The organism is Vibrio hepatarius (genome assembly GCF_043642085.1).
GTDB classification, from domain to species: domain Bacteria; phylum Pseudomonadota; class Gammaproteobacteria; order Enterobacterales; family Vibrionaceae; genus Vibrio; species Vibrio hepatarius_C.
In genome coordinates, this window is sequence record NZ_JBHZSA010000012.1 from 64,690 (window position 1) to 84,959 (window position 20,270).

19 protein-coding genes are annotated in these 20,270 nt (G+C 45.8%); 6 read left to right on the forward strand and 13 right to left on the reverse strand.

Features of this window, described 5'->3' with window-relative positions; translation table 11 throughout:
- Nucleotides 1–3: 3 nt before the first annotated feature.
- Genes ubiB through rmuC form a run of 4 tightly spaced genes read right to left on the reverse strand, consistent with a single transcriptional unit; the run spans nt 4 to nt 4,641 of the window.
- Nucleotides 4–1,638 carry a ubiquinone biosynthesis regulatory protein kinase UbiB gene (gene ubiB, locus ACHUFZ_RS18045; protein ID WP_394128228.1) on the reverse strand — a complete coding sequence of 545 codons (1,635 nt, stop codon included), beginning with the start codon at nt 1,636–1,638 and terminating at the stop codon, nt 4–6.
- Entirely contained in the window at nt 1,635–2,240 is a 606-nt protein-coding gene (locus ACHUFZ_RS18050) for a ubiquinone biosynthesis accessory factor UbiJ (protein ID WP_394128229.1), read from the reverse strand. The genes ubiB and ACHUFZ_RS18050 overlap by 4 nt, the downstream gene beginning before the upstream one ends.
- Nucleotides 2,241–2,251: 11 nt before the next feature.
- The gene (ubiE, locus tag ACHUFZ_RS18055) at nt 2,252–3,034 is read right to left on the reverse strand and encodes a bifunctional demethylmenaquinone methyltransferase/2-methoxy-6-polyprenyl-1,4-benzoquinol methylase UbiE (RefSeq protein WP_004409713.1); all 783 of its coding nucleotides are present in this window, start codon (nt 3,032–3,034) and stop codon (nt 2,252–2,254) included.
- A 56-nt stretch (nt 3,035–3,090) separates the two neighbouring features.
- On the reverse strand, nt 3,091–4,641 hold the full coding sequence (gene rmuC / locus ACHUFZ_RS18060; protein WP_394128230.1) for a DNA recombination protein RmuC: 1,551 nt from the start codon (nt 4,639–4,641) through the stop codon (nt 3,091–3,093).
- Nucleotides 4,642–4,808: 167 nt separating this feature from the next.
- Here rmuC and ACHUFZ_RS18065 point away from each other — a divergent pair, with 167 nt between their 5' ends.
- Entirely contained in the window at nt 4,809–5,714 is a 906-nt protein-coding gene (locus ACHUFZ_RS18065) for a DMT family transporter (RefSeq protein WP_394128231.1), read from the forward strand.
- 20 nt (nt 5,715–5,734) lie between these two features.
- On the opposite strand, the gene ACHUFZ_RS18070 is transcribed toward ACHUFZ_RS18065, so the two are convergent.
- The 4 genes from ACHUFZ_RS18070 to ftnA all read right to left on the reverse strand — a co-directional run bounded on the left by ACHUFZ_RS18070 (nt 5,735) and on the right by ftnA (nt 8,872).
- Nucleotides 5,735–6,565 (reverse strand): HDOD domain-containing protein, encoded by an 831-nt coding sequence (locus tag ACHUFZ_RS18070; RefSeq protein WP_394128232.1) that lies wholly within the window; start codon nt 6,563–6,565, stop codon nt 5,735–5,737.
- Nucleotides 6,566–6,648: 83 nt separating this feature from the next.
- Entirely contained in the window at nt 6,649–7,842 is a 1,194-nt protein-coding gene (locus tag ACHUFZ_RS18075; RefSeq protein WP_394128233.1) for a BaiN/RdsA family NAD(P)/FAD-dependent oxidoreductase, read from the reverse strand.
- A 107-nt stretch (nt 7,843–7,949) separates the two neighbouring features.
- Nucleotides 7,950–8,273: a universal stress protein UspB gene (gene uspB, locus ACHUFZ_RS18080; protein WP_004409720.1), complete on the reverse strand. Its 324-nt coding sequence runs from the start codon at nt 8,271–8,273 to the stop codon at nt 7,950–7,952.
- Between the two features lie 71 nt (nt 8,274–8,344).
- Nucleotides 8,345–8,872, reverse strand: a complete 528-nt coding sequence (ftnA, locus tag ACHUFZ_RS18085) for a non-heme ferritin (protein ID WP_004409725.1) — start codon at nt 8,870–8,872, stop codon at nt 8,345–8,347.
- A 155-nt stretch (nt 8,873–9,027) separates the two neighbouring features.
- Here ftnA and uspA point away from each other — a divergent pair, with 155 nt between their 5' ends.
- Together uspA and ACHUFZ_RS18095 are read left to right on the forward strand one after the other, a co-directional pair.
- Nucleotides 9,028–9,453, forward strand: coding sequence for a universal stress protein UspA (uspA, locus tag ACHUFZ_RS18090; RefSeq protein ID WP_134835742.1), 426 nt, complete (start codon nt 9,028–9,030; stop codon nt 9,451–9,453).
- A 57-nt stretch (nt 9,454–9,510) separates the two neighbouring features.
- Nucleotides 9,511–10,389, forward strand: a complete 879-nt coding sequence (locus ACHUFZ_RS18095; protein WP_394128234.1) for a carboxylate/amino acid/amine transporter — start codon at nt 9,511–9,513, stop codon at nt 10,387–10,389.
- A gap of 37 nt (nt 10,390–10,426) precedes the next feature.
- On the opposite strand, the gene ACHUFZ_RS18100 is transcribed toward ACHUFZ_RS18095, so the two are convergent.
- From ACHUFZ_RS18100 to ACHUFZ_RS18110, 3 genes are all read right to left on the reverse strand, one after another.
- Entirely contained in the window at nt 10,427–10,981 is a 555-nt protein-coding gene (locus tag ACHUFZ_RS18100; protein WP_394128235.1) for a hypothetical protein, read from the reverse strand.
- Nucleotides 10,982–11,081: 100 nt separating this feature from the next.
- Nucleotides 11,082–11,861: a class I SAM-dependent methyltransferase gene (locus ACHUFZ_RS18105; RefSeq protein WP_394128236.1), complete on the reverse strand. Its 780-nt coding sequence runs from the start codon at nt 11,859–11,861 to the stop codon at nt 11,082–11,084.
- A gap of 72 nt (nt 11,862–11,933) precedes the next feature.
- Nucleotides 11,934–15,062 (reverse strand): EAL domain-containing protein, encoded by a 3,129-nt coding sequence (locus ACHUFZ_RS18110; RefSeq protein WP_394128237.1) that lies wholly within the window; start codon nt 15,060–15,062, stop codon nt 11,934–11,936.
- A 103-nt stretch (nt 15,063–15,165) separates the two neighbouring features.
- Between ACHUFZ_RS18110 and asnC the strand changes: the two genes are divergently transcribed.
- Nucleotides 15,166–15,630 (forward strand): transcriptional regulator AsnC, encoded by a 465-nt coding sequence (gene asnC / locus ACHUFZ_RS18115; protein ID WP_053440711.1) that lies wholly within the window; start codon nt 15,166–15,168, stop codon nt 15,628–15,630.
- 39 nt (nt 15,631–15,669) lie between these two features.
- Here asnC and tsrA read toward each other — a convergent pair whose 3' ends face one another.
- Together tsrA and ACHUFZ_RS18125 are read right to left on the reverse strand one after the other, a co-directional pair.
- Nucleotides 15,670–15,954, reverse strand: coding sequence for an H-NS-like global regulator TsrA (gene tsrA, locus ACHUFZ_RS18120; RefSeq protein ID WP_134835737.1), 285 nt, complete (start codon nt 15,952–15,954; stop codon nt 15,670–15,672).
- An 84-nt stretch (nt 15,955–16,038) separates the two neighbouring features.
- Complete coding sequence (locus ACHUFZ_RS18125) at nt 16,039–17,232, reverse strand: multidrug effflux MFS transporter (protein ID WP_394128238.1); 1,194 nt, start codon at nt 17,230–17,232, stop codon at nt 16,039–16,041.
- Between the two features lie 105 nt (nt 17,233–17,337).
- Here ACHUFZ_RS18125 and ACHUFZ_RS18130 point away from each other — a divergent pair, with 105 nt between their 5' ends.
- Together ACHUFZ_RS18130 and ACHUFZ_RS18135 are read left to right on the forward strand one after the other, a co-directional pair.
- Nucleotides 17,338–18,279 carry a LysR substrate-binding domain-containing protein gene (locus ACHUFZ_RS18130; protein ID WP_394128239.1) on the forward strand — a complete coding sequence of 314 codons (942 nt, stop codon included), beginning with the start codon at nt 17,338–17,340 and terminating at the stop codon, nt 18,277–18,279.
- A gap of 96 nt (nt 18,280–18,375) precedes the next feature.
- Entirely contained in the window at nt 18,376–20,166 is a 1,791-nt protein-coding gene (locus ACHUFZ_RS18135; RefSeq protein ID WP_394128240.1) for an aminopeptidase P family protein, read from the forward strand.
- Nucleotides 20,167–20,270: the final 104 nt, after the last annotated feature.

The window sequence follows — 20,270 nt, forward strand, 5'->3', positions numbered from 1 at the left end:
CGTCTATTGACGGTAAGCTCGCCAACTAAGCAACCAAAATGTGACCCCGCCAATGGCGCTGGCCAATGAAAGCTGCTCATAAGTGCTGTTTACCAATATTGCCGAGCATACGACTAATGTGGCACCAACACCAAATAAAAATTTACCGGTCGCCTGCTGACGCTTACTTGAACGATAGCCTTGGTAGAGCTGATCCATACGTTGGTTCATCATCTTACCTTGGCGCAAGCTGTCATACAGCAACTCTGGCAGTTCTGGTAGTTTCTCTGCCCAGAAAGGCGCGCGATCTTTCACCGCGTTGATCACCGCTTGCGGGCCAACTTGGTTCATCATCCACTCTTCAAGAAATGGCTTAGCGGTCTCCCACAAATCTAGCTGTGGGTATAACTGACGGCCAAGACCTTCCACATAAAGTAGTGTCTTTTGCAGCAACACCAGTTGTGGCTGCACTTCCATATTGAAGCGACGCGCAGTGTTAAACAAGTTTAAAAGCACATGACCAAACGAAATTTCACACAGCGGCTTAGCAAAAATCGGCTCACACACAATGCGAATCGCAAATTCAAACTCATCAATGTTGGTTTCACGTGGAACCCAACCAGAGTCAACATGCAGTTCAGCCACGCGTCGGTAGTCACGATTAAAAAACGCCAAGAAGTTTTCCGCTAAATAACGCTTATCTTCGCTGTTTAACGTACCAACAATACCGCAATCTAGACCAATCCAACGTGGATTCTCTGGATGTTCTGGTTCAACAAATACGTTGCCAGGGTGCATGTCGGCATGGAAGAAGCTATCGCGAAATACCTGAGTAAAGAACACACTCACACCACGTTCCGCTAGAAGTTTCATGTTGGTGCCGTTGGCCTTCAAGCCTTCAATATCAGAAACTTGAATGCCGTATATTCGCTCAGAAACCATGACAGTTTCATTACTAACGTCAGTAATGACCTCTGGCACATACAATTCTTCGCTGCCTTCGAAGTTACGACGCAATTGAATTGCATTGGCCGCTTCACGACGTAGGTCTAGCTCATCCAATAATGTTTTTTCGTACTCACGTACCACTTCGACTGGTTTCAATCGACGTGCTTCAGGAAGCGCTTTGGCGACTATACGTGCCATTCGGTACATAAGTTTTAGATCTGCATCAATGACCGGGCGAATATCTGGCCTGATGACCTTTAATACCACTTCTTGGTTAGTCTGTTTCAGCTTAGCGGTATGCACCTGAGCAATCGACGCCGACGCCAGCGGTTCAATCTCAAAATCATCGAACCAAGTATCCAGTGGACCACCTAATGCTTGCTCCATTTGCTGTTTCGCCAACTGGCCATCAAACGGTGACACTTGGTCTTGCAATAAGGCTAATGGGTCTGCGATATGAGGTGGAAAGAGGTCACGGCGAGTCGACATCATCTGACCGAACTTAATCCACACTGGGCCAAGTTCTTGTAACGCTAAACGCAGTCGCTCACCAAGCGGCTTTTCTGGATGTTGATTCTTAATCCAGAACAGACTTTTTCTTAGTAGAAGAGGCGCTTTAGTTAACTGATGTTCAGGAAGCAGTTCATCAAGCCCATACTCAAGCTGGACTCGAACGATATGATATAAGCGGCGCAGCTCAGTTAGGGTCATGCAAGCTCCAACAATTTATTGAGCTTCGCTTCCACGCGTGCAGCCTGACTTTTCACATCATCAACCTGATCACAGAAATGTGCCACTTCTAGCGGTGCTGGAGCAATCTTCCACTCTTCCGTCAGGACCTGCGCAAGATGGTTTTGATGCTTACTCGCCTGAGCTTTAAGCATATTGCCAACGCCAGTAACACCTTGCACCACCGTATGTGCAACGACATCACCTGTCAGTTTAGATAACCACTCTTCAAGATCTGGTTTGCAATCGGTCATCAACTGCGAAAACTTCTGCGCAAGTTGGATATCACCTTCTAACATTAACTTATCTTGCTTGATGAGCTTAGTGATATTGGATTGGTCACGCAGCTCAGGCAATACCGATAAGTTGAGAGATAGGTAACAATCAGGTTGCCCTTCGTAGTTAGCCAGCACATCAATCTGCTGACTAAAGATGAACGTCAGGGTCTTATTGAGTTCTTTGAGGTTAACTTGAATCACTTGCCCTTTAAGGCGAGCAAGTCGACGACCCAACTCAGGATCGTCTTTAACCAATGTATTGAGTGTGGTCTCGATGACCGCAGTAACAAGAGGTTCAAATGGCATCGTCAGCAACCTTAGAACTTATAACCACGGTGCAACGCCACAATACCACCGGTTAAGTTGTAGTAACTGGTGTTATCAAAGCCCGCTTCATCCATCATGCCTTTCAAGGTTTCTTGATTCGGGTGCATACGGATAGATTCAGCAAGGTAACGGTAGCTTTCTGCATCGTTGGCCACCAGCTCACCCATCTTAGGTAACAGGTGGAATGAGTAAGTATCGTAAATTTTTGATAGCGGCTCTAGGATTGGCTTAGAAAACTCAAGCACAAGTAGACGACCACCTGGCTTTAGCACACGGTACATAGAACGCAGCGCTTTATCTTTATCTGTTACGTTACGTAGACAGAAGCTGATCGTGATGGCATCAAAGTAGTCATCTGGGAATGGCAGCTCTTCAGCGTTGGCTTGTACATAGTGAACGTTGCCAACAATACCGTTGTCGCGCAGTTTGTCACGGCCAACATTGAGCATAGAGTTATTGATATCAGCCAGAATCACATGGCCTTTTTCACCTACGATGCGTGAAAACTTAGCAGTAAGGTCACCGGTACCACCACCAAGGTCTAGAATACGCTGACCAGGACGAACACCACTACAATCGATAGTGAAACGCTTCCACAGGCGGTGAATACCACCCGACATTAAGTCATTCATAATGTCGTACTTAGCCGCCACAGAGTGGAAAACTTCAGCAACTTTCGTCACTTTCTCGTCTTTTGCTACGGTTGTGAAACCAAAATGCGTGGTTTCATTTGATTCTAAAGCTGTATTCGATTGCACGCTTGTATCCGTCATGATGATTCCTCTTCGAGCAGCGCTACTAATTAATACGACCTAAGCGCTGCGGGCGATTAGTTTACTTTATCCTCATCCGGATGTCTTTCGGCGAAAGAATCATTTTTATCCAATACACGCTTTTCTGTGAGGCCATCGTGTTGAGCAAGTTGGACCAAATCATTTGAGATTGGCTTTTTTACCTCAACACCGAGCTGTTTAAAACTTTCAGCTTGGCGAATCACATTGCCTCGGCCACTCGCTAGCTTGTTCATCGCGCCTTGGTAATTCTGGTTGGCTTTATCTAACGCGCCGCCCAAGCTTTCCATATCATCAACAAACAGACGCAGCTTGTCGTAAAGCTTACTGGCTCGCTCAGCGATGATTTGCGCATTCTGGTTTTGACGTTCATTGCGCCACAAGTTATCGATAGTGCGTAGTGCCACCAGCAAGGTCGTCGGGCTGACCAAGATGATGTTTTGCTCCATCGCATCTTTGACCAAGCTCGGATCGGCTTGAATCGCCACTTGAAAGGCAGGTTCAACCGGAATAAACATCAGCACATAGTCGAGGCTTTGGATGCCTTTCAGTTGATGGTAATCCTTATTAGACAAGCCTTTAATGTGAGCACGCAATGCAAGTAAGTGGTCACTTAGGGCGCGCTCCCTTTCTGCATCGGTTTCGGCGTTAAAGTAACGTTCGTAGGCGACCAAGGCCATTTTCGAGTCGACCACCACTTGCTTGTCTTGCGGTAGGTGAACAATCACATCGGGCTGGTAACGCTTACCCGCATCGTTTTGCAGACTGACTTGGGTTTGATACTCATGACCTTCACGCAGACCAGATTCGGCGAGTACACGCGCCAGAACCACTTCGCCCCAGTTACCCTGCTGCTTGTTATCGCCTTTGAGCGCTTGCGTTAGGTTAAGTGCTTCTTTGGTCATCTGCTCGTTCAAACGCTGCAGGTTTTTCAATTCATGCACCAGCGTATGACGCTCTTTGGCTTCTTGGTTAAAGCTGTCATTGACCTGCTTCTTGAAGCCTTCTAACTGTTCACGCAATGGCGAGAGCAAACCATCTAGGCTCTGGCGGTTTTGCTGGTCAACTTTGGCGGTTTTCGCTTCAAACAACTGATTAGCTAAGTGCTCAAATTGCTGCTTGAGACGCTCTTCAGCTTGTTCTAATAGCTGCAGTTTCTCTTGGTTGGCTTTGTTTTGTTGCTCATGACGCGCTTCTTGCTCACGCAGTTGCGCTTCAAGCTGTGATTTATGCTCACGCACTTGGTTAAGATCGTCGGCATACTGCTGGCGCTCTTGTTTGACCGCATCGAAGTAACGCAGCTTCTCTAGTACGGCCATCAGCTTGCCGTGAGACTGCTTAAGTTCGTAGGCGGCTTTATCTCGCTCAGTATCGAGCTCATCTAGCTCGCTTTGCGCCTCAGCTAACTCTTTGTGCAACTGGGCGATTTGGCTGCTCGCCAACTGCTGATTTGATTCTAACTGCTGCTCTAAAAGCTGATTGTCGAAGCGCATTTTCTGTTTGACCCACCAGCCAACAGCAACACCACTGGTAATTGCGCCTGCTACACCGCTGACCAACACACTTTGATGCTCAAGAATCCATTGCATAATAACGATTTAACTCTTCTTTATTTGGTATTGATAATGGTATTTTACCACTGGATAAATGTCCAGTTTGTCGGTTAGATATCGAACAGCTAGACTAGGCGCTCCGTACTCTGTACTACTCTTGTGACCACTGAACGATAAGTCGTTGGTTTTATTAAAGGAATATCATGAACGAGCGTCGCGCTTTAGGATTAGGTTTATCCGCTGTACTACTCTGGTCGACGGTAGCCACTGCTTTCAAACTCACCCTAGCTGAGTTCTCTCCCATTCAAATGCTCACTGTGGCGAGTATTGTTTCTGCCATTGCGCTGATCATCATCTGTGCGGTGTCGGGCAAATTGAAGTTACTCTCGATCACTTTTCTTTCAAATCCTTGGTACTACCTATTACTCGGTCTTATCAACCCGCTCGCTTACTACATCATTTTGTTTAAAGCCTACGATTTGTTACCCGCCTCGCAAGCACAAGCAATTAACTACAGTTGGGCGATCACCTTAACCTTAATGGCGGCGGTATTCCTCGGGCAAAAGATCCGAACGAAGGATTGGATTGCGTGTACGTTTAGCTACCTTGGCGTGATTGTCATCGCGACCAAAGGCGATGTGCTAGGGCTCAACTTCGATAGCCCATTGGGTGTTGGCTTAGCGCTGTTATCGACGTTGCTTTGGGCAGGATACTGGATTTTAAATGCCAAGAATAAAGCCGACCCTGTCGTTGGCGTATTACTTGGCTTTTTAGTTGCGATTCCGTTTGCGATTGGTTTAACCCTCTATGAAGGGGAAAGTTTTGCTCACATAAGCACTCAAGGCTGGTTAGCGGTTACCTACGTAGGTTTGTTTGAGATGGGTGTGACATTTGTTCTGTGGCTCAGTGCCTTAAAAGCAACGCAAAACACTGCTCGAATCAGTAACTTGATTTTCGCTTCGCCATTTATTTCATTGATGCTCTTGGCTACCATCATAGGTGAACAGATTCATCCAGCGACATTGGTCGGTTTGGTGCTGATTATCACAGGCTTAGTGATCCAGCAGATCAAAATCGGCAAAAAAGATCAGCCAAAACAAGCCGCTTAACAACTTGATAACTTGGTCTGTCAGCCATCAAATAGCTGATAGGCCAATTCACTGCCCTGACCTCTCACTCCATCAATTTTGACCGCTAACTCTGGTGAAGCATGCAGTGCCTGCGCGGCCTTACTGTTGGCCAGATAACGCTGTTTTTCCGCCTGATCAAACATATTATCCCAACGTTGGTGCGCATCGCGCGCTAGATACATCAGACAAGCCAAGCGTTTTGACTCAACCGCTTTAGCTGGGTGATTAACGTTAGCAATCGCATCAACCAATTGATTGGGGAACATCCAGCTTTCTGCTAACGCCGCACCTAACTGCTGCGCATCAACCCCTAACAGCTCTCGCTGCACCTGGGCTGGGTTTTCTCCACTAGAGATTCGATGGCTAATGATGACCGCTTTTTCTGGCTCAAGGGTATGAATCATCAGCTCACCGATATTGTGTAATATTCCGGTACTAAAGGCTTCATTCGGATCGAGCTTAATGTCTTTGGCTATGGTACTGGCTATGGTAGCGACTTCAAAAGTACCCGCCCAGTAGTCTTTAACGTTAAGGGTTTCAATTTTAGGAAAGGTAGACGCGAGAATCGAAGAAGAGATCAAATTGCGGATCGCACCAATACCAATCCGAACAATGGCATCATTGATATTAGACACGCCTTTAATACCACCAAATTGAGCAGAGTTGGCCATCCTGAGCACTCTCGCCAACAACACCTGATCCATCGCCATTTTATGGGCCAAATCACCAAAATCGATCGACTCTCGATTGACCATTTCCAGTAGCTCTTGCAATACACTTTCTATACGCGGCAGCTCGTTGATACGAGAGATCAGTGCTTGTTGACTCATAGAGTTCACTCCTTCGATACCCAACTAACTAGAATAAGTGTAGTACTATCGAGTGAACTCTAATTAAATTTTATTGGCTTGAATTACACCCACTGGCCCGCAACGAAGCCTGAGCTCCAACACCACTGGAAGTTATAACCACCAAGCCAGCCCGTCACATCCATCACTTCACCGATAAAGTACAAACCTTTGAACTGCTTACACTCCATAGTTTTTGATGACAAATGATTGGTGTCTACGCCACCTAAAGTTACCTCTGCAGTGCGATAGCCTTCTGTGCCATTGGGTGCAATTTGCCAATTTTCGAGAGTATGCGTTACCTCACTCAGTTGCTTGGCATTGAACTGCTTGAGCGGCTTGTCTTGCAGCACTTTTCGATCAATCAGTACTTCGACCAAGCGCTTTGGTAATACCTTCGCTAAGGTGTTTTTCAGGCTCTGATTTGGATGTTTATCCAGTGAGCGTTGCAGTAGCTCATCAATATCCGCTTCTGGCACCAAGTTAATCGTGACCTTTTCGCCCGCTTTCCAGAATGAAGAGATCTGCAGTACAGAAGGCCCGGACAAGCCACGGTGAGTAAACAGCAGCGCTTCTTTAAATACCGTACCATCTTGCGCGGTAATCTCAGCCGGAATCGCGATTCCAGACAATTCAGCAAAGGCTTCTTTGTCTTCTTTATGCAGGGTAAACGGCACCAGCCCCGCAGTGGTCGAAATAATATCAAGACCAAATTGCTCAGCAATCTTATAACCAAATGGCGTCGCGCCAAGCTTTGGCATCGACAACCCACCTGTCGCAACGACCAGAGACTGGCACTCGATCACGCTCGTATTAGCATGCAGCGTAAAGCCAGACTCCGTTTGTTCGATATGATGAATGTCTTGTTGATAGCGTTGGCTAACGCTTGGATAGTCACACTCAGCCAGCAGCATTTTGACGATATCTTTTGAGTCATAGTCACCGACACAAAATAGCTGTCCATGGTCACGCTCTTCGAACTCAATACCGTGCTTACTCACCATAGAGATAAAGTCCCAGTTGGTGTATTGCGATAAGGCTGATTTCACAAAGTGTGAGTTTTGGCACAAGTAGTTGTTGGCAGAGACATCATAGTTGGTGAAGTTACAGCGCCCACCACCAGCGATCAGAATTTTGCGCCCCGGCTTTTTGGCATGATCGAGCACTAATGTTTTACGACCGCGTTTACCCGCTTCTGCCGCACACATTAAACCTGCCGCACCCGCACCGATGATGACAACATCAAACTTTTCTGTCATGAACAACTACTCATAAAAAACCAATAAAAAAGGATGTGCATAACGCACATCCTTTGCAATTTGAGCGGATATTCTAGCGATATTTAATCAGATTGCCAATTCGCTGCTTAAAGAATCATCGCCGCCAATAACGTCACAGCCAGTAAAGAGGTCGATAAGATAAACAGCTCTCGAACCCGATCGCATTTACCTGTAAACACCTCATCATGGTGATGGTGGTATTCTTTACTCTTAATGTAGTGGAAGAGACGGACTTGCTTGGTCACATTACCATGGGTGGTAAAGAAGCCATTGCCATCCACCTGTTGATATAACAGCGGATGTGCTTCTCGCATGATATAGATTAAAGAACGCAGTGCAGTCAGGTAACGAGCCATGTTAACCACGGTTACCATCATTAGCGCAAATAGAATGGTGTCAGCATTGATCATCTTTTCCTCCCTACATCTTCATGTTTGCCCGGAGAAAAAGACGATCTACTTAGAGTGTCTTGTGCTGAATGTTACTCAGCAGGGGCATCCATAATTGAAGATGAACCTTCTTTTGCCAAAGCAGCTAAGTCTTTATCGATAAAGAACAGCGCTTTGCCATCTTCACCAACAAGATCCAGCTTATCTAAGATCCCTTTAAATAACTTCTCTTCCTCGTGCTGCTCTGCAACGTACCACTGTAAGAAGTTGAATGTTGAATAGTCTTGAGATGTAAACGCGACATGAGCCAGTTTATTGATTTTCTCAGTAATCATTTGCTCATGTTCAAATGTCTCGCGAAATACGTCGCCAAGGCTATTGAACTCGTGCTTTGGTGCTTCGATCGCACCTAAAATTGGCATTGCACCGGTTTCACTCACGTAAGTGAATAAACGCTGCATGTGCTCCATTTCTTCTACGGCGTGGGCACGTAAAAATTCAGCTGCGCCTTCGAATCCCTTGTCTTCACACCAAGCACTCATTTGTAAGTATAGATTGGATGAGAAAAATTCGAGATTAATTTGCTCATTCAATTGTTCAACCATTGCTTGAGAAAGCATTTGCTACTCCTACTAAGTCTCTGAAGTTAAATTGACTATATCATGTTCGCAACCATAACACTTTGTCTAACAAATGTGGATCTGAGATCACTCTTGCAAAATTTCTTCAACCAAGGTGCTAATCTTTAAACAGATACTTACAAGGAGATAGCATTATGAGTTATCAGCATATTTTGGTTGCCATCGACCTCTCTGAAGACAGTAAATTGTTGGTCAACAAAGCGGTATCCTTGGCCAAACCTCTTGGCGCCAATATTTCGTTTGTCCATATCGATGTGAACTATGCAGAGCTCTACACTGGACTGATTGATATCAACTTGGCAGAGACCCAGCATCAAGCGATTGAGGCATCTCAGAAGCAACTGCAAGACCTCGCAGAACATGCCAATTACCCAATCAAACATACCTTAGTCGGCAGCGGTGATTTAAATAACGAGCTATGTGACACGATTAAAGAGTTCAATATCGACTTAGTGGTTTGCGGCCATCATCAGGATTTTTGGAGCAAACTACTCTCGTCAACTCGACAACTGATCAACTGCTCTCCGGTCGATATGTTGGTAGTACCACTCAAAGACTGATTCCTGAAGCGTATTAATATAGAATGCGCCCATAGTTTTTGATAATGAGTCTTAATCATGGGTTATCTATCTGCTGTCACGCTACTGTGGGCATTTTCTTTCAGCCTGATTGGTGTCTACCTCGCCGGTCAGGTTGATTCTTGGTTTTCTGTTTTTATCCGAGTGGCACTTGCGAGCTTGGTGTTCCTGCCATTTTTGAAGTTTAAAGGTGTTGATAAGGGGCTTATCGTGAAGTTGATGACCGTAGGTGGTTTTCAACTCGGTTTGATGTACTGCTTCTACTATCAGTCGTTCTTGCTGCTATCCGTGCCTGAGGTTCTACTCTTTACCATCTTCACTCCTATCTATGTCACTTTGATCTATGACTTACTCAAACGTCGTTTTTCACCTTGGTACTTAGTAACCGCCGCGATTGCGGTAGCCGGTGCAGCGGTGATCAAGTTTGCCGATATCAATGAGAACTTTATTGTTGGTTTCTTAGTGGTACAAGGAGCAAATGTCTGTTTCGCGATTGGACAAGTTGGCTATAAATACCTAATGGAACAATATGACGTCGACCTGCCACAGCACTCGATCTTTGGTTACTTCTATTTAGGTGCCCTGTGTGTTGCAACGGTTGCGTTCGCTCTGATGGGCAATCTAGACAAAATGCCAACCACCAGCACTCAATGGGGCGTATTAATTTATCTTGGTTTAATCGCTTCAGGTGTCGGTTACTTCGCTTGGAACAAAGGTGCAACCATGGTCAATGCGGGCGCTCTGGCGGTAATGAACAATGTACTTGTCCCGGCAGGACTTATCGTTAACATCCTCATTTGGAACCGCGAGGTCGATCTGGTGCCACTGACAATTGGTGGGGCAATTATTTTGCTTTCTCTGTGGGTCAACCAAACTTGGGTGAAACGCAAAGTCGAACAAAGTTACCAATCGGCCTAAACGAAAAAAGCTCTCCAACTGGAGAGCTTTTTTATATCTAGTGAATGCTTGATTGATTCTGCGCTGACCTTGCCTCAGGCATTAGCGCTGCCAACTCTTTTGAGTACTCAATACTGGCTTCAAGTTTCTTCTGTCGCTTCAATAACTTGTTTTGCTTTTTAGCCAACTTCAGCAATTTCTTTTGCTGTTTAAATTGCTTCTTCAACGCTTTGTTGGCTTTCTTTACTGCCTTCTCATCAGCTAAGTCCACCATATTAAGCGTAATGTCTTCGGCTATTTTGTCTGTCGTGATGACTTTTTGTAGCTGAGCTTTCTGTTTCACTTTTTCCACCACACGGCGCACTGCTTGAGCTTTTTCCTCTGAGCGAGGTGGAAGTGCTTCCGCCAACAAAGCGCAACTTTGCTGCTCTTGGAGTGGCTTATTTTGGCAATGCTGGGGAGGAATCGCTGCGGGCTTACATAGAGATGTGCTTTCCGCAGATGAACGAGCGCACGAGCGGCAGACATACTTAGGTTCAACAACCAAGCGATGGATATCACCTAAGTTTTCCGCAATTTGCTTGCGATTCATCTTACAAAGTCGTTTAGCCACTCTACCACTCCAGCTAATAATACGAATAGTTCTTAGTAAGATATACCCGCTAATTAACCAATAGGCAAGCTTTAAAAGTGGCTAACAGATACGGTGTGCGCTAAGTCATTGATGCGTTGACATAAACATCAAATCGATTCTTTTTGGTCTCTATCGCCATCGAAGGTTTACGCTCATTTAACCAATTTGCATAGTCTGGGCGCTTAACAACAACACGCCTAGTGGCAAGGGCTAACGCTGGCTCTAATAAACCGTCCGCATCCAAATCAGGACCAACTAATGACTGAAATACACGCATCTCTTTTTTGACCAAAGCACTCTTCTTTTTGCTCTCTGGATGCGGGTACATAGGGTCCAAATAGACCACATCAGGCTTAACAAAGTCAGCATCATTGGCGAGATCACTCAATGCATTTAGGCTTGAAGCATGAATCAAAGACATACGCTCACTGACCCATTGGCCAATTTCCGCATCTTGTTTCGCGCGCTCTAAGCCATCATCCAACAAAGCGGCGACCACTGGGTGTCGCTCTACCATTTGCACTTTACAGCCTAAAGAAGCCAATACAAACGCATCACGCCCTAGCCCAGCCGTTCCATCAAGAACTGTCGGTGTAGTGCCTTTATTTAGTCCTGCCGCTTTGGCGATCGCTTGACCTTTACCACCACCAAACTTACGACGATGCGCGACAGCGCCACTGATAAGATCGACAAAGATAGCACCTAGCTTTGGCTCATCCAACTTACGTAACTCCAATTGCTGTTCGGTCAATACCAATGCAAACGGGCTATCTTCGCTATGGGTTAATCCCCAGCGCTCTGTTAGCTGTTGAAAACGGTCTAATTGGGTTGAGTCTTCACAATGAAGTTGTAGTTGCACGGAGTGCTCCAAAGCCTAGTAACAATATCGGGTACGCAGTGTACTGGATTTTCGATTAGGGTACTAAAATTTCTAATTATCCATCAGCTCTTCAACTAACTCCGCCAGCGGTTTAGGTTTGCCGATGATATAACCTTGCGCATAGTCGACCTGAAGCTCCATTAGCTGCTCAATAATGCGCGTATTCTCAACGAATTCAGCCACGGTTTTCTTGCCCATTTGACGAGCTAAATCATTGATTGAACGTACCATCAGGTGGTCCATTTCATTGACATCAATATCGCGAACAAACAGGCCATCAATTTTTACGATATCGACGGGTAACTTTTTCAGGTAGCCAAACGAAGAAAGACCCGAACCAAAATCATCCAATGCGATACGACAGCCCAACTCTTTTAGCTGGGTAAAGAACTCTATCGCTTGACTCATATTGCTCATCGCAGCAGTTTCGGTGATTTCTAAGCAGATTTTCTCACACGGTACAGAGCTGGTTTCAAGCTTGTTTAATAAGAATTTGATAAACTCTTTGTTGCCCATGGAGTGGCCTGATAAGTTAATCGAGCATAAGCTAATTTGCTCCAAAGCTTGTTCATTGGCTGCTAACCAATCTAAGGTCTGGGTAACAACCTGCTTATCCAACAAATGGGCGATGTTATAGCGCTCTGATGCGGGCATAAAAATCCCCGGAGAGATGTACTCACCTTGGGCATTCTTAATTCGAATCAGGATTTCAAAATGCATCCCAGACTCTGAGTCGCTCAAACTCAAAATTTGCTGAGCAAACAGCTCAATACGTTGATTGGCTAACGCGTCATGAACTAGGTTGACGCTTTCCATCTCCTGCTCACGACGGCGCAGTTCTTTATCATCCAAACAGTAGAGGCTGTAGCGATTACGCCCTTCTTCTTTCGCCACGTGACACGCGGTATCAGCCTGAGCATGAACCATTTGCGGTGACAGCGCGGTGTGGTCAATCAATCGAATACCGATCGAGCAGTTCAAGTTTAGACGAATATCTTCCCAAATAAATGGATGCTCACTGAGGGTATTAATAATGGTAGAAGCCAACTTCTTCGCGTCCACTTCAGTACAGTCTTTGAGCAAAATCGCAAATTCATCGCCACCCAAACGCGCTAAGATGGTGTTATATGGCAATACCTCTTCGAGCATGCTGGCACAGAACTGGATCGCCGCATCACCCGCTTCATGGCCAGCGGTGTCATTGAGTACTTTGAGCTGATCAAGGTCGATATACAACATCGCATGAGTTCGGGTATAGCTTTCAACCTCAGCTAGCGCTTTGATCAGCTCAGTTTCGAAATAGTTGCGACTGTAGGTGCCCGTCAATAAATCATGCTCTGCTTGGTATTGCAGTTGATCCGACAGTTGCCTTGTTGCCGTCACATCCTCACCAACGATGAGCAGATGGCCACTTTCCACCAGCGGGCGGATGTTCTCCCGAATCCATACGGTATGACCATCACAATGTCGATATTCAATCTCTCTACGCCACACGCCTTTCAACGCCTGCTTGGGTTGCAGCAGCACCTGACGAGGGATAATCGCATCCTCATGAAGGTAGAACTCTCGCAAGCGATGGCCCAGCAGTTGGTCCGAGGTATAGCCTAGCAACTGCTCAGCAAATTGATTGACCTGTTGAATTCGATTCTGGTCATCAAGGGTCAGCATCATGATCGGTTGCTGATCATAGTAGTGGCTTAGATTCGCTTCGCGTTGAAACAGTCTCTCTTCAGTGATTTTACGCGAGGTAATATCACGAGCTTCTAATAGGAACTGTTTGCCGCTGTTCAGCGATGGAATCGGTTTAAACGACAGCTCTAACACCATAGAGCCAAGCTCAGCATGCCAAATTTCTGCTTCAAACTGCGCATTGGTATCGGTCGTTGCTTCGCTAAAAAATTGCTTAATCTTCTGCGACGTCGCGGCTTCCCAATGGTGATGCTGCCAGATTGGCCGTTCAACCGCGAAGTTTTGGTCATACAGCAACTCTTGTAGCTTACGATTGCTCGACACCACAGTGCCATGCTCATCCAGAACACCAATAAAGTGGTAACTCTGATCAAACACCATTTCAATTAAAGTTTGGCTTTCCTTGGCAAGCTGCTCACTGCGTTTGATTCGTGTTAGGTAGTAAACCAAGACTAGGATGATGACAGAGAGCACCGTGACCATACTGCCGGCAATCTTAAGTTCATTGTGATAACGCTGTGAGAAGCTGAGCGGCTTATTAAAGATGACCGAAGTGGCTTCTCCTTCAATGCCTAACCCCCACTTGAGGACAGCTTGGTAGTCGAGCTTAATCTCAGGTGTACCGACTTCTATTTTCGGTAATGGTTGTTCTGGATTTTCTAGGACATCGACCAAGATACGCGCGGTTTGTTTACCATTCATCACACCGCTCTGGATAACCCCGCCCACAGCACCATAACCTAGCCCTAGGTCGTGCACCATATAGATGGGTGCGTTGGCTGCTTGATTGAGTTGTTTCCATTGGTCGGCATCGGTTCTCACAGTACCGTCTTTATCGCGGTAGTAAATCCAAAATAGCACACTGCTGTTACGATCTAGCCCTGCGACCAGTTCAAGCAATTGAGGGTAGCTATCTGGGACCACAGAAATAATCTTCTGACGATATTTAGGATTGTTGTTCAGGAAATTGGTGACCTGGCCGCGAACCGCCTCTCCCGTTACTGAGTGATCGCTGATGATATAAATCGATTCCACTTCGCCTTGAAGGCGCTCTATCAGTGAGATATTGCTAAATAGGTCTATATCCTCAATCACCCCAGTTGCTGTGATATCTTGGTGTAATTCAGGGCTGTAATTATTGATTCCACCAAAAATGACTGGCGTCTGGCCAAGCTGCGGGGAAAGTTTATTCATCAGTGCTAGCGCATTGTTGTCACTGACCACAATTGCGCGAAACTTCTCTTGCTCAAACTTGGTTTTATAGAGATGGTACAACTGCTGTAGATAACCATCACTCTGCAAGCGCTTGGTATCTAGGTAAAGCACACGTGTGGAAATATCCGTTGCTTTTAATTCCGCATCGAGACCTTTTTGAAAGGAGTCTGCCCAAAAAAAACCTTGATGGTAAGAGTGTACAACCAGTACATCTCTGTTATCAGCAGCAACAAACACGCTGGTTAAAGCGGACAGCAAAAGAAGGCAAAAGCGCACTAAATTTAGGTCTCGATATTTGAGGAGTATAGGTATAATTGTATCACTAACGGTGATTATTTGTACTTATTCCATAGTGTTAACGTGAGCAGTAAGGAGTTCTATGCACGCGCAAAACGTAAAGCTCGATGATCTTGATAAGGCGATTCTTAAGACTTTAATGGAGGACGCTCGTACTCCGTATGCCGAGATGGCCAAGCAATTCGAAGTCAGTCCTGCGACAATTCACGTCCGAATCGAGAAAATGAAGTCTGCTGATATCATCCAAGGCACAGAGGTCATTGTCGACACTAAGAAGCTTGGCTATGACGTTTGTTGCTTTATCGGTATCAACCTTAACGCGGCTCGTGATTACCACTCTGCGCTGGAAAAATTGAATGCGTTAGAAGAAGTAGTTGAAGCGTATTACACCACTGGTGCCTATAACATTTTCGTCAAATTAATGTGTCGCTCGATTGAAGAACTGCAATACGTGCTCATCGATAAGCTGCAAGCCATTGATGAAGTCCAATCAACAGAGACACTCATCTCATTGCAAAACCCAATTAATCGTAACGTTAACCCATAAAAAAACTCGCCGTAGCGAGTTTTTTATCAGAGTTGAAATCTATTTTGAGGCCAAGTACTGCTTTAAATCCTCAACAGAAATACCTTGTTGAGCGATCTCTTTAGCTAATGATTCGACTTGCTCGCCTTTACGCGACTCAATCACCTGTTGAAACTGATAAACCATATCACGTAAAACTGGTAGAGGAACTTGCTTAGCGGCGCTTTGAATACGCTCAGCGCTTTGGTTGCCTAGCTCATTAAGAACCTTACCAAACATGAGTTTTTCTGGAGCGTCGTCTAGTTGCTCCATAACACGAGCCATCTCGTATGCTGTCATTGACATCGTTGTGATTTATCCACAGATTTCGATATAAGAAGCTCAAATATACAGCGTTTCATTTAATTAGCAAAGCGCATTTCCGCTTTCTTAAGCCGTTGCGTGATGCCATGTCTTGCCTGACTTCGACCATAAGATCATCAGGGCTGGCGTCACAATAAGCATCAAGGTTGCAATCATTATCTGTGGCTCCATACCTAAGCGCTGAACCGTACCAACCACTAATCCAGATCCGCTCATTTGAAATAGTCCCAGTAGCGCAGCCGCGGTACCCGCTTTATCACCAAATGGCGCAAGCGCTTTACCTGCTGCAGCGCCCAGAATCCATGCAAAGCCAATCGACGACATAAAGATTGGTAGCATAAAGGCAAGTGGCGTCGCTTGTGTTGCTAGCGATAACATAACCATACCCGCTAATGCTAAGGTCACAATTCCGACAGTCAGTGCCCAATGGGTACCAAACTTGTCCATAAACTTAGGCGCACTCATACACGCTACGATGTTGATAGCCGCATTAATACCAAACCAGAAGGTGAACTCATTCATGCTAAGGCCTAAGTTTTCCATCAACACCACCGGCGCAGAAGTCACGTAACCAAGAATGACCGCCATAGCCAACATACAGAGCGATGCATGGAATACAAACGAAGGCGTTTTCACTACATCTAAGTAACGATTAAGTTTGAAAACAGGCTCTTTACTCAATTGAGGGTTAGTCTCTTTCAAACCGACCCATAAGAACACCAACACTACGACCGCAAAGCCAGCCATAAAACTAAAGTTTGAACGCCAGCCAAATTGTTGTGTCAGCCAACTACCAAGAATCGGCGCTAATGCAGGTATAAAACAGATTGCCCCATTGAGGTAGCTGATCATCTTGCCACTTTTTTGTGGACCAAAGATATCGCGAACTGTTGCAAAGGCTGCTACCGATGTCGCGCACGCACCTAAGCCTTGTAGCAGTCGAGACACCAACATCCATTCAATACTTTGAGCACTCCACGCCAATAAAGCGCTCACTGCATAGATGCTGACACCGCCCAATGCAACAGTTCGACGGCCGAGTTTATCTGCTAAAGGCCCAGCAAAGAGTTGGCCGACGCCCATAGCAAATAGAAACCATGTGATCGTATCTTGTGCTAACGCGTGTTCCACGTGAAACGTTGATGAGATCATAGGCAAAGCAGGCAGATAGATATCAATCGCTAATGGGCTGAATAAAACCAACAGTGTCAGTAACACCAGTTGCGATTTCTTTGGAACATATTGGTTTGCCGTTTGCACTTACTACTCCGTTGCACAAGATGAATTTGGCGACATAGTAAGCTAAACTAGATATGCCATCCAATGACGAATAGTCATCAAAGTTATTCTATATGGGAATTTCTAATGAATATTGAAAAGCTTGCACGCCTCGACCTAAATTTGCTGGTTTGTTTACGCGTTCTGCTTGAAGAGCTTAATGTTACTCGGGCTGCTCATCGCCTTTGTTTAAGCCAATCAGCCGTGAGTAAAAACCTCGCTAAGTTGCGAACCCAATTTGATGATGCGCTATTCGTCCGTCATGCGCACGGGTTAAAACCAACACCTAAAGCACTGTTTCTTAAACCTAAGCTTGAAGTACTCATTCATCAACTTGAGCAACTGACACAACCTGAAGAGTTTTCTCCTAGCTCAAGTGATTACCGCTACCAAATTGCCGCTGTAGAAAGTGTCTATCCTTTAATCTTGCCGCACTTTTTACCGCAGATATTTAAACGAGCGCCGCAGGTAACCATCGCCACCCACGCTTGGTCTGAAGAGACGTTTCGTCAGATACAAAGAGGTGAAATTGATCTCGGCATCACAGGTAAAGATATCGACATTAACGATGCTAAGTTAACTATGCTGCCACCCAGCGATATTTGCGAACAAGAGATCTACCGTGATAACCAAATGTGTTTAGTCAGGAAAGACCACCCTGCGCTCAATAAAAACTGGAATTTAGATAGCTATCTGGCTCAACGCCATGTCCAAGTCCGTTGTGATGGTAACGAGCGTTGGCTGTTGGATTATCGTCTCGCGGACTACGGCAATGAACGCGATATTGCCATCACTGTACCGGATTTTAATAGCGCTGCGAGTCTCTGTTCTTACACCGATTTTGTATTCACTGCACCCAGTCACTTCGTCAAATTGGCCTCTAAACAGCTTGACCTAACCGTGTTACCGCTACCAATGGAATTTCCTCCCATGGCATACACATTATTCTGGCATAGAGACCGAGAAAACGATCCGGCGCTCTCTTGGTTACGCCAGATAATTAAGGATAAAACCACCGCGTTGAGATAGTTTGCAGCCCGCCGGTAAAAAGAGTAGCTTATTGACATCGTCCAGGTGGCATAACGTTGTAATGGACGCCATAACCATAATGAAGGATTAACACAGATGCTAACTAATACTGAGCAGCGCCTAACTGCGATTCGCGAATGGCTTGCAAACAACAATATTGATGCCCTGCTTGTTCCCCATGAAGACGAGTATTTAGGTGAATACGTACCAGCGCATAATGAACGCTTACACTGGTTAACGGGTTTTACCGGTTCTGCTGGTGCGGCTGTAATCACACAAGATAAAGCAGCAATTTTTGTTGATGGCCGCTACACAGTACAAGTCACTAAACAAGTTCCTGCTGATCTATTCGAGTACCGCCACCTGATTGAAGAGCCTGCATTAGATTGGATTAGAGACAGCCTTTCAAATGCTGCGTCTGTAGCAATCGACCCTCGTATGCACAACTCTGCTTGGCTAGACATGGCACAGGCAAAACTTGCAGGTGCACTTGAGCTTAAGATTCTCGACAGCAACCCAATTGATGAGCTTTGGCACGATCGCCCTGCTCCTGTGGTCTCTGACGTTCGCCTAATGGCAACGGAAGCAGTTGGCCAATCAAGTGAAAGTAAACGCCAAGAAATCGCAGCGCTGGTTAAAAAATCCGGTGCAGACAGCGCAGTGATCACTGCACTTGATTCCATCTGTTGGCTGCTCAACGTGCGTGGTCTTGACGTATCACGCCTGCCAGTCCTACTTTCTCATGCGATTCTGCATTCAGATTCAAGCGTAGAATACTTCCTAGACCCAACTCGCCTACCAGCTGAGTTTGACGCTCACGTTGGCGCGGGTGTGACGGTTCATCACCCAGAAGCATTGCAAGCGCGGCTAGAAACCCTAACCGGTAAGAATGTACTTGTTGACCCTGCGACAAGTAACGCGTGGTTTAAGCTGGTTCTGCAAAACGCTGGCGCATCTGTGGTAAGTAAAGCAGACCCATGTCTAATGCCAAAAGCGGCGAAGAATGCCGTAGAAATTGCCGGCATGAAAGCATGTCATGTCCGTGATGGCGTAGCGATGAGCAAGTTCCTATGTTGGTTAGATGCAGAAGTCGTTTTAGGTAACCTGCACGATGAAGCGACATTGTCTGACAAGTTAGAAGCATTCCGTAGAGAAGAACCAACACTAATGGATCTTAGCTTCGATACCATTTCAGCAGCGGGCGGTAATGCTGCTATGTGCCACTACAACCACGAGAACCAACCTGAACCAGGCAAGCTAGAATTGAATACGCTTTACCTTGTGGATTCAGGTGGTCAGTACCTAGATGGCACTACAGACATCACTCGCACTATTGCAATCGGTCAGCCATCAAAAGAGATGATTAAACAATTCACTCTCGCGCTAAAAGGTCATATTGGCGTTGCTCGTGCACGCTTCCCGAAAGGCACTCGTGGTTACCAAATCGATACACTTGCTCGTCAGCACTTATGGGCGGAAGGCTACGATTATGATCACGGTACAGGTCATGGTGTTGGTCACTTCTTAAGTGTTCATGAAGGTCCGGCGAGCATTTCGAAGAAGCAAATCGATGTGCCTCTAACAGAAGGTATGGTGCTATCAAACGAGCCAGGATACTACCGTGCAGATGCATTTGGTATCCGTATCGAGAACTTAGAGCTTGTTGTTGAAACACCAACTAACGGTGACTTCCCTGTTCTGTCATTTGAGTCGTTAACACGCTGTCCAATCGACAAGCGCAACATCAATGTGGATATGCTGACTCGTCCAGAGCTTGCTTGGATGAACAATTACCATCAGAAAGTGTGGGTTGAGATCAGCCCTCTTGTTGAAGGTGATGTGAAAGAGTGGCTTCGCCAAGCAACGCTACCTGTAGCACACAGCTAGAAACTAGAAACTAGAAACTAGAAACTAGAAACTAGAAACTAGAAACTAGAAAAAAATAGAGGGTTGATGTTTTGCATCAACCTTCTTTTCTTTGCTGATGTTTC

Bases quoted from the DNA above. Each gene is read 5' to 3' on its own strand.
- ubiB (WP_394128228.1), bottom strand. From the start codon at position 1,638: ATGACCCTAACTGAGCTGCGCCGCTTATATCATATCGTTCGAGTCCAG.
- ACHUFZ_RS18050 (WP_394128229.1), bottom strand. From the start codon at position 2,240: ATGCCATTTGAACCTCTTGTTACTGCGGTCATCGAGACCACACTCAAT.
- ubiE (WP_004409713.1), bottom strand. From the start codon at position 3,034: ATGACGGATACAAGCGTGCAATCGAATACAGCTTTAGAATCAAATGAA.
- rmuC (WP_394128230.1), bottom strand. From the start codon at position 4,641: ATGCAATGGATTCTTGAGCATCAAAGTGTGTTGGTCAGCGGTGTAGCA.
- ACHUFZ_RS18065 (WP_394128231.1), top strand. From the start codon at position 4,809: ATGAACGAGCGTCGCGCTTTAGGATTAGGTTTATCCGCTGTACTACTC.
- ACHUFZ_RS18070 (WP_394128232.1), bottom strand. From the start codon at position 6,565: ATGAGTCAACAAGCACTGATCTCTCGTATCAACGAGCTGCCGCGTATA.
- ACHUFZ_RS18075 (WP_394128233.1), bottom strand. From the start codon at position 7,842: ATGACAGAAAAGTTTGATGTTGTCATCATCGGTGCGGGTGCGGCAGGT.
- uspB (WP_004409720.1), bottom strand. From the start codon at position 8,273: ATGATCAATGCTGACACCATTCTATTTGCGCTAATGATGGTAACCGTG.
- ftnA (WP_004409725.1), bottom strand. From the start codon at position 8,872: ATGCTTTCTCAAGCAATGGTTGAACAATTGAATGAGCAAATTAATCTC.
- uspA (WP_134835742.1), top strand. From the start codon at position 9,028: ATGAGTTATCAGCATATTTTGGTTGCCATCGACCTCTCTGAAGACAGT.
- ACHUFZ_RS18095 (WP_394128234.1), top strand. From the start codon at position 9,511: ATGGGTTATCTATCTGCTGTCACGCTACTGTGGGCATTTTCTTTCAGC.
- asnC (WP_053440711.1), top strand. From the start codon at position 15,166: ATGCACGCGCAAAACGTAAAGCTCGATGATCTTGATAAGGCGATTCTT.
- tsrA (WP_134835737.1), bottom strand. From the start codon at position 15,954: ATGTCAATGACAGCATACGAGATGGCTCGTGTTATGGAGCAACTAGAC.
- ACHUFZ_RS18130 (WP_394128239.1), top strand. From the start codon at position 17,338: ATGAATATTGAAAAGCTTGCACGCCTCGACCTAAATTTGCTGGTTTGT.
- ACHUFZ_RS18135 (WP_394128240.1), top strand. From the start codon at position 18,376: ATGCTAACTAATACTGAGCAGCGCCTAACTGCGATTCGCGAATGGCTT.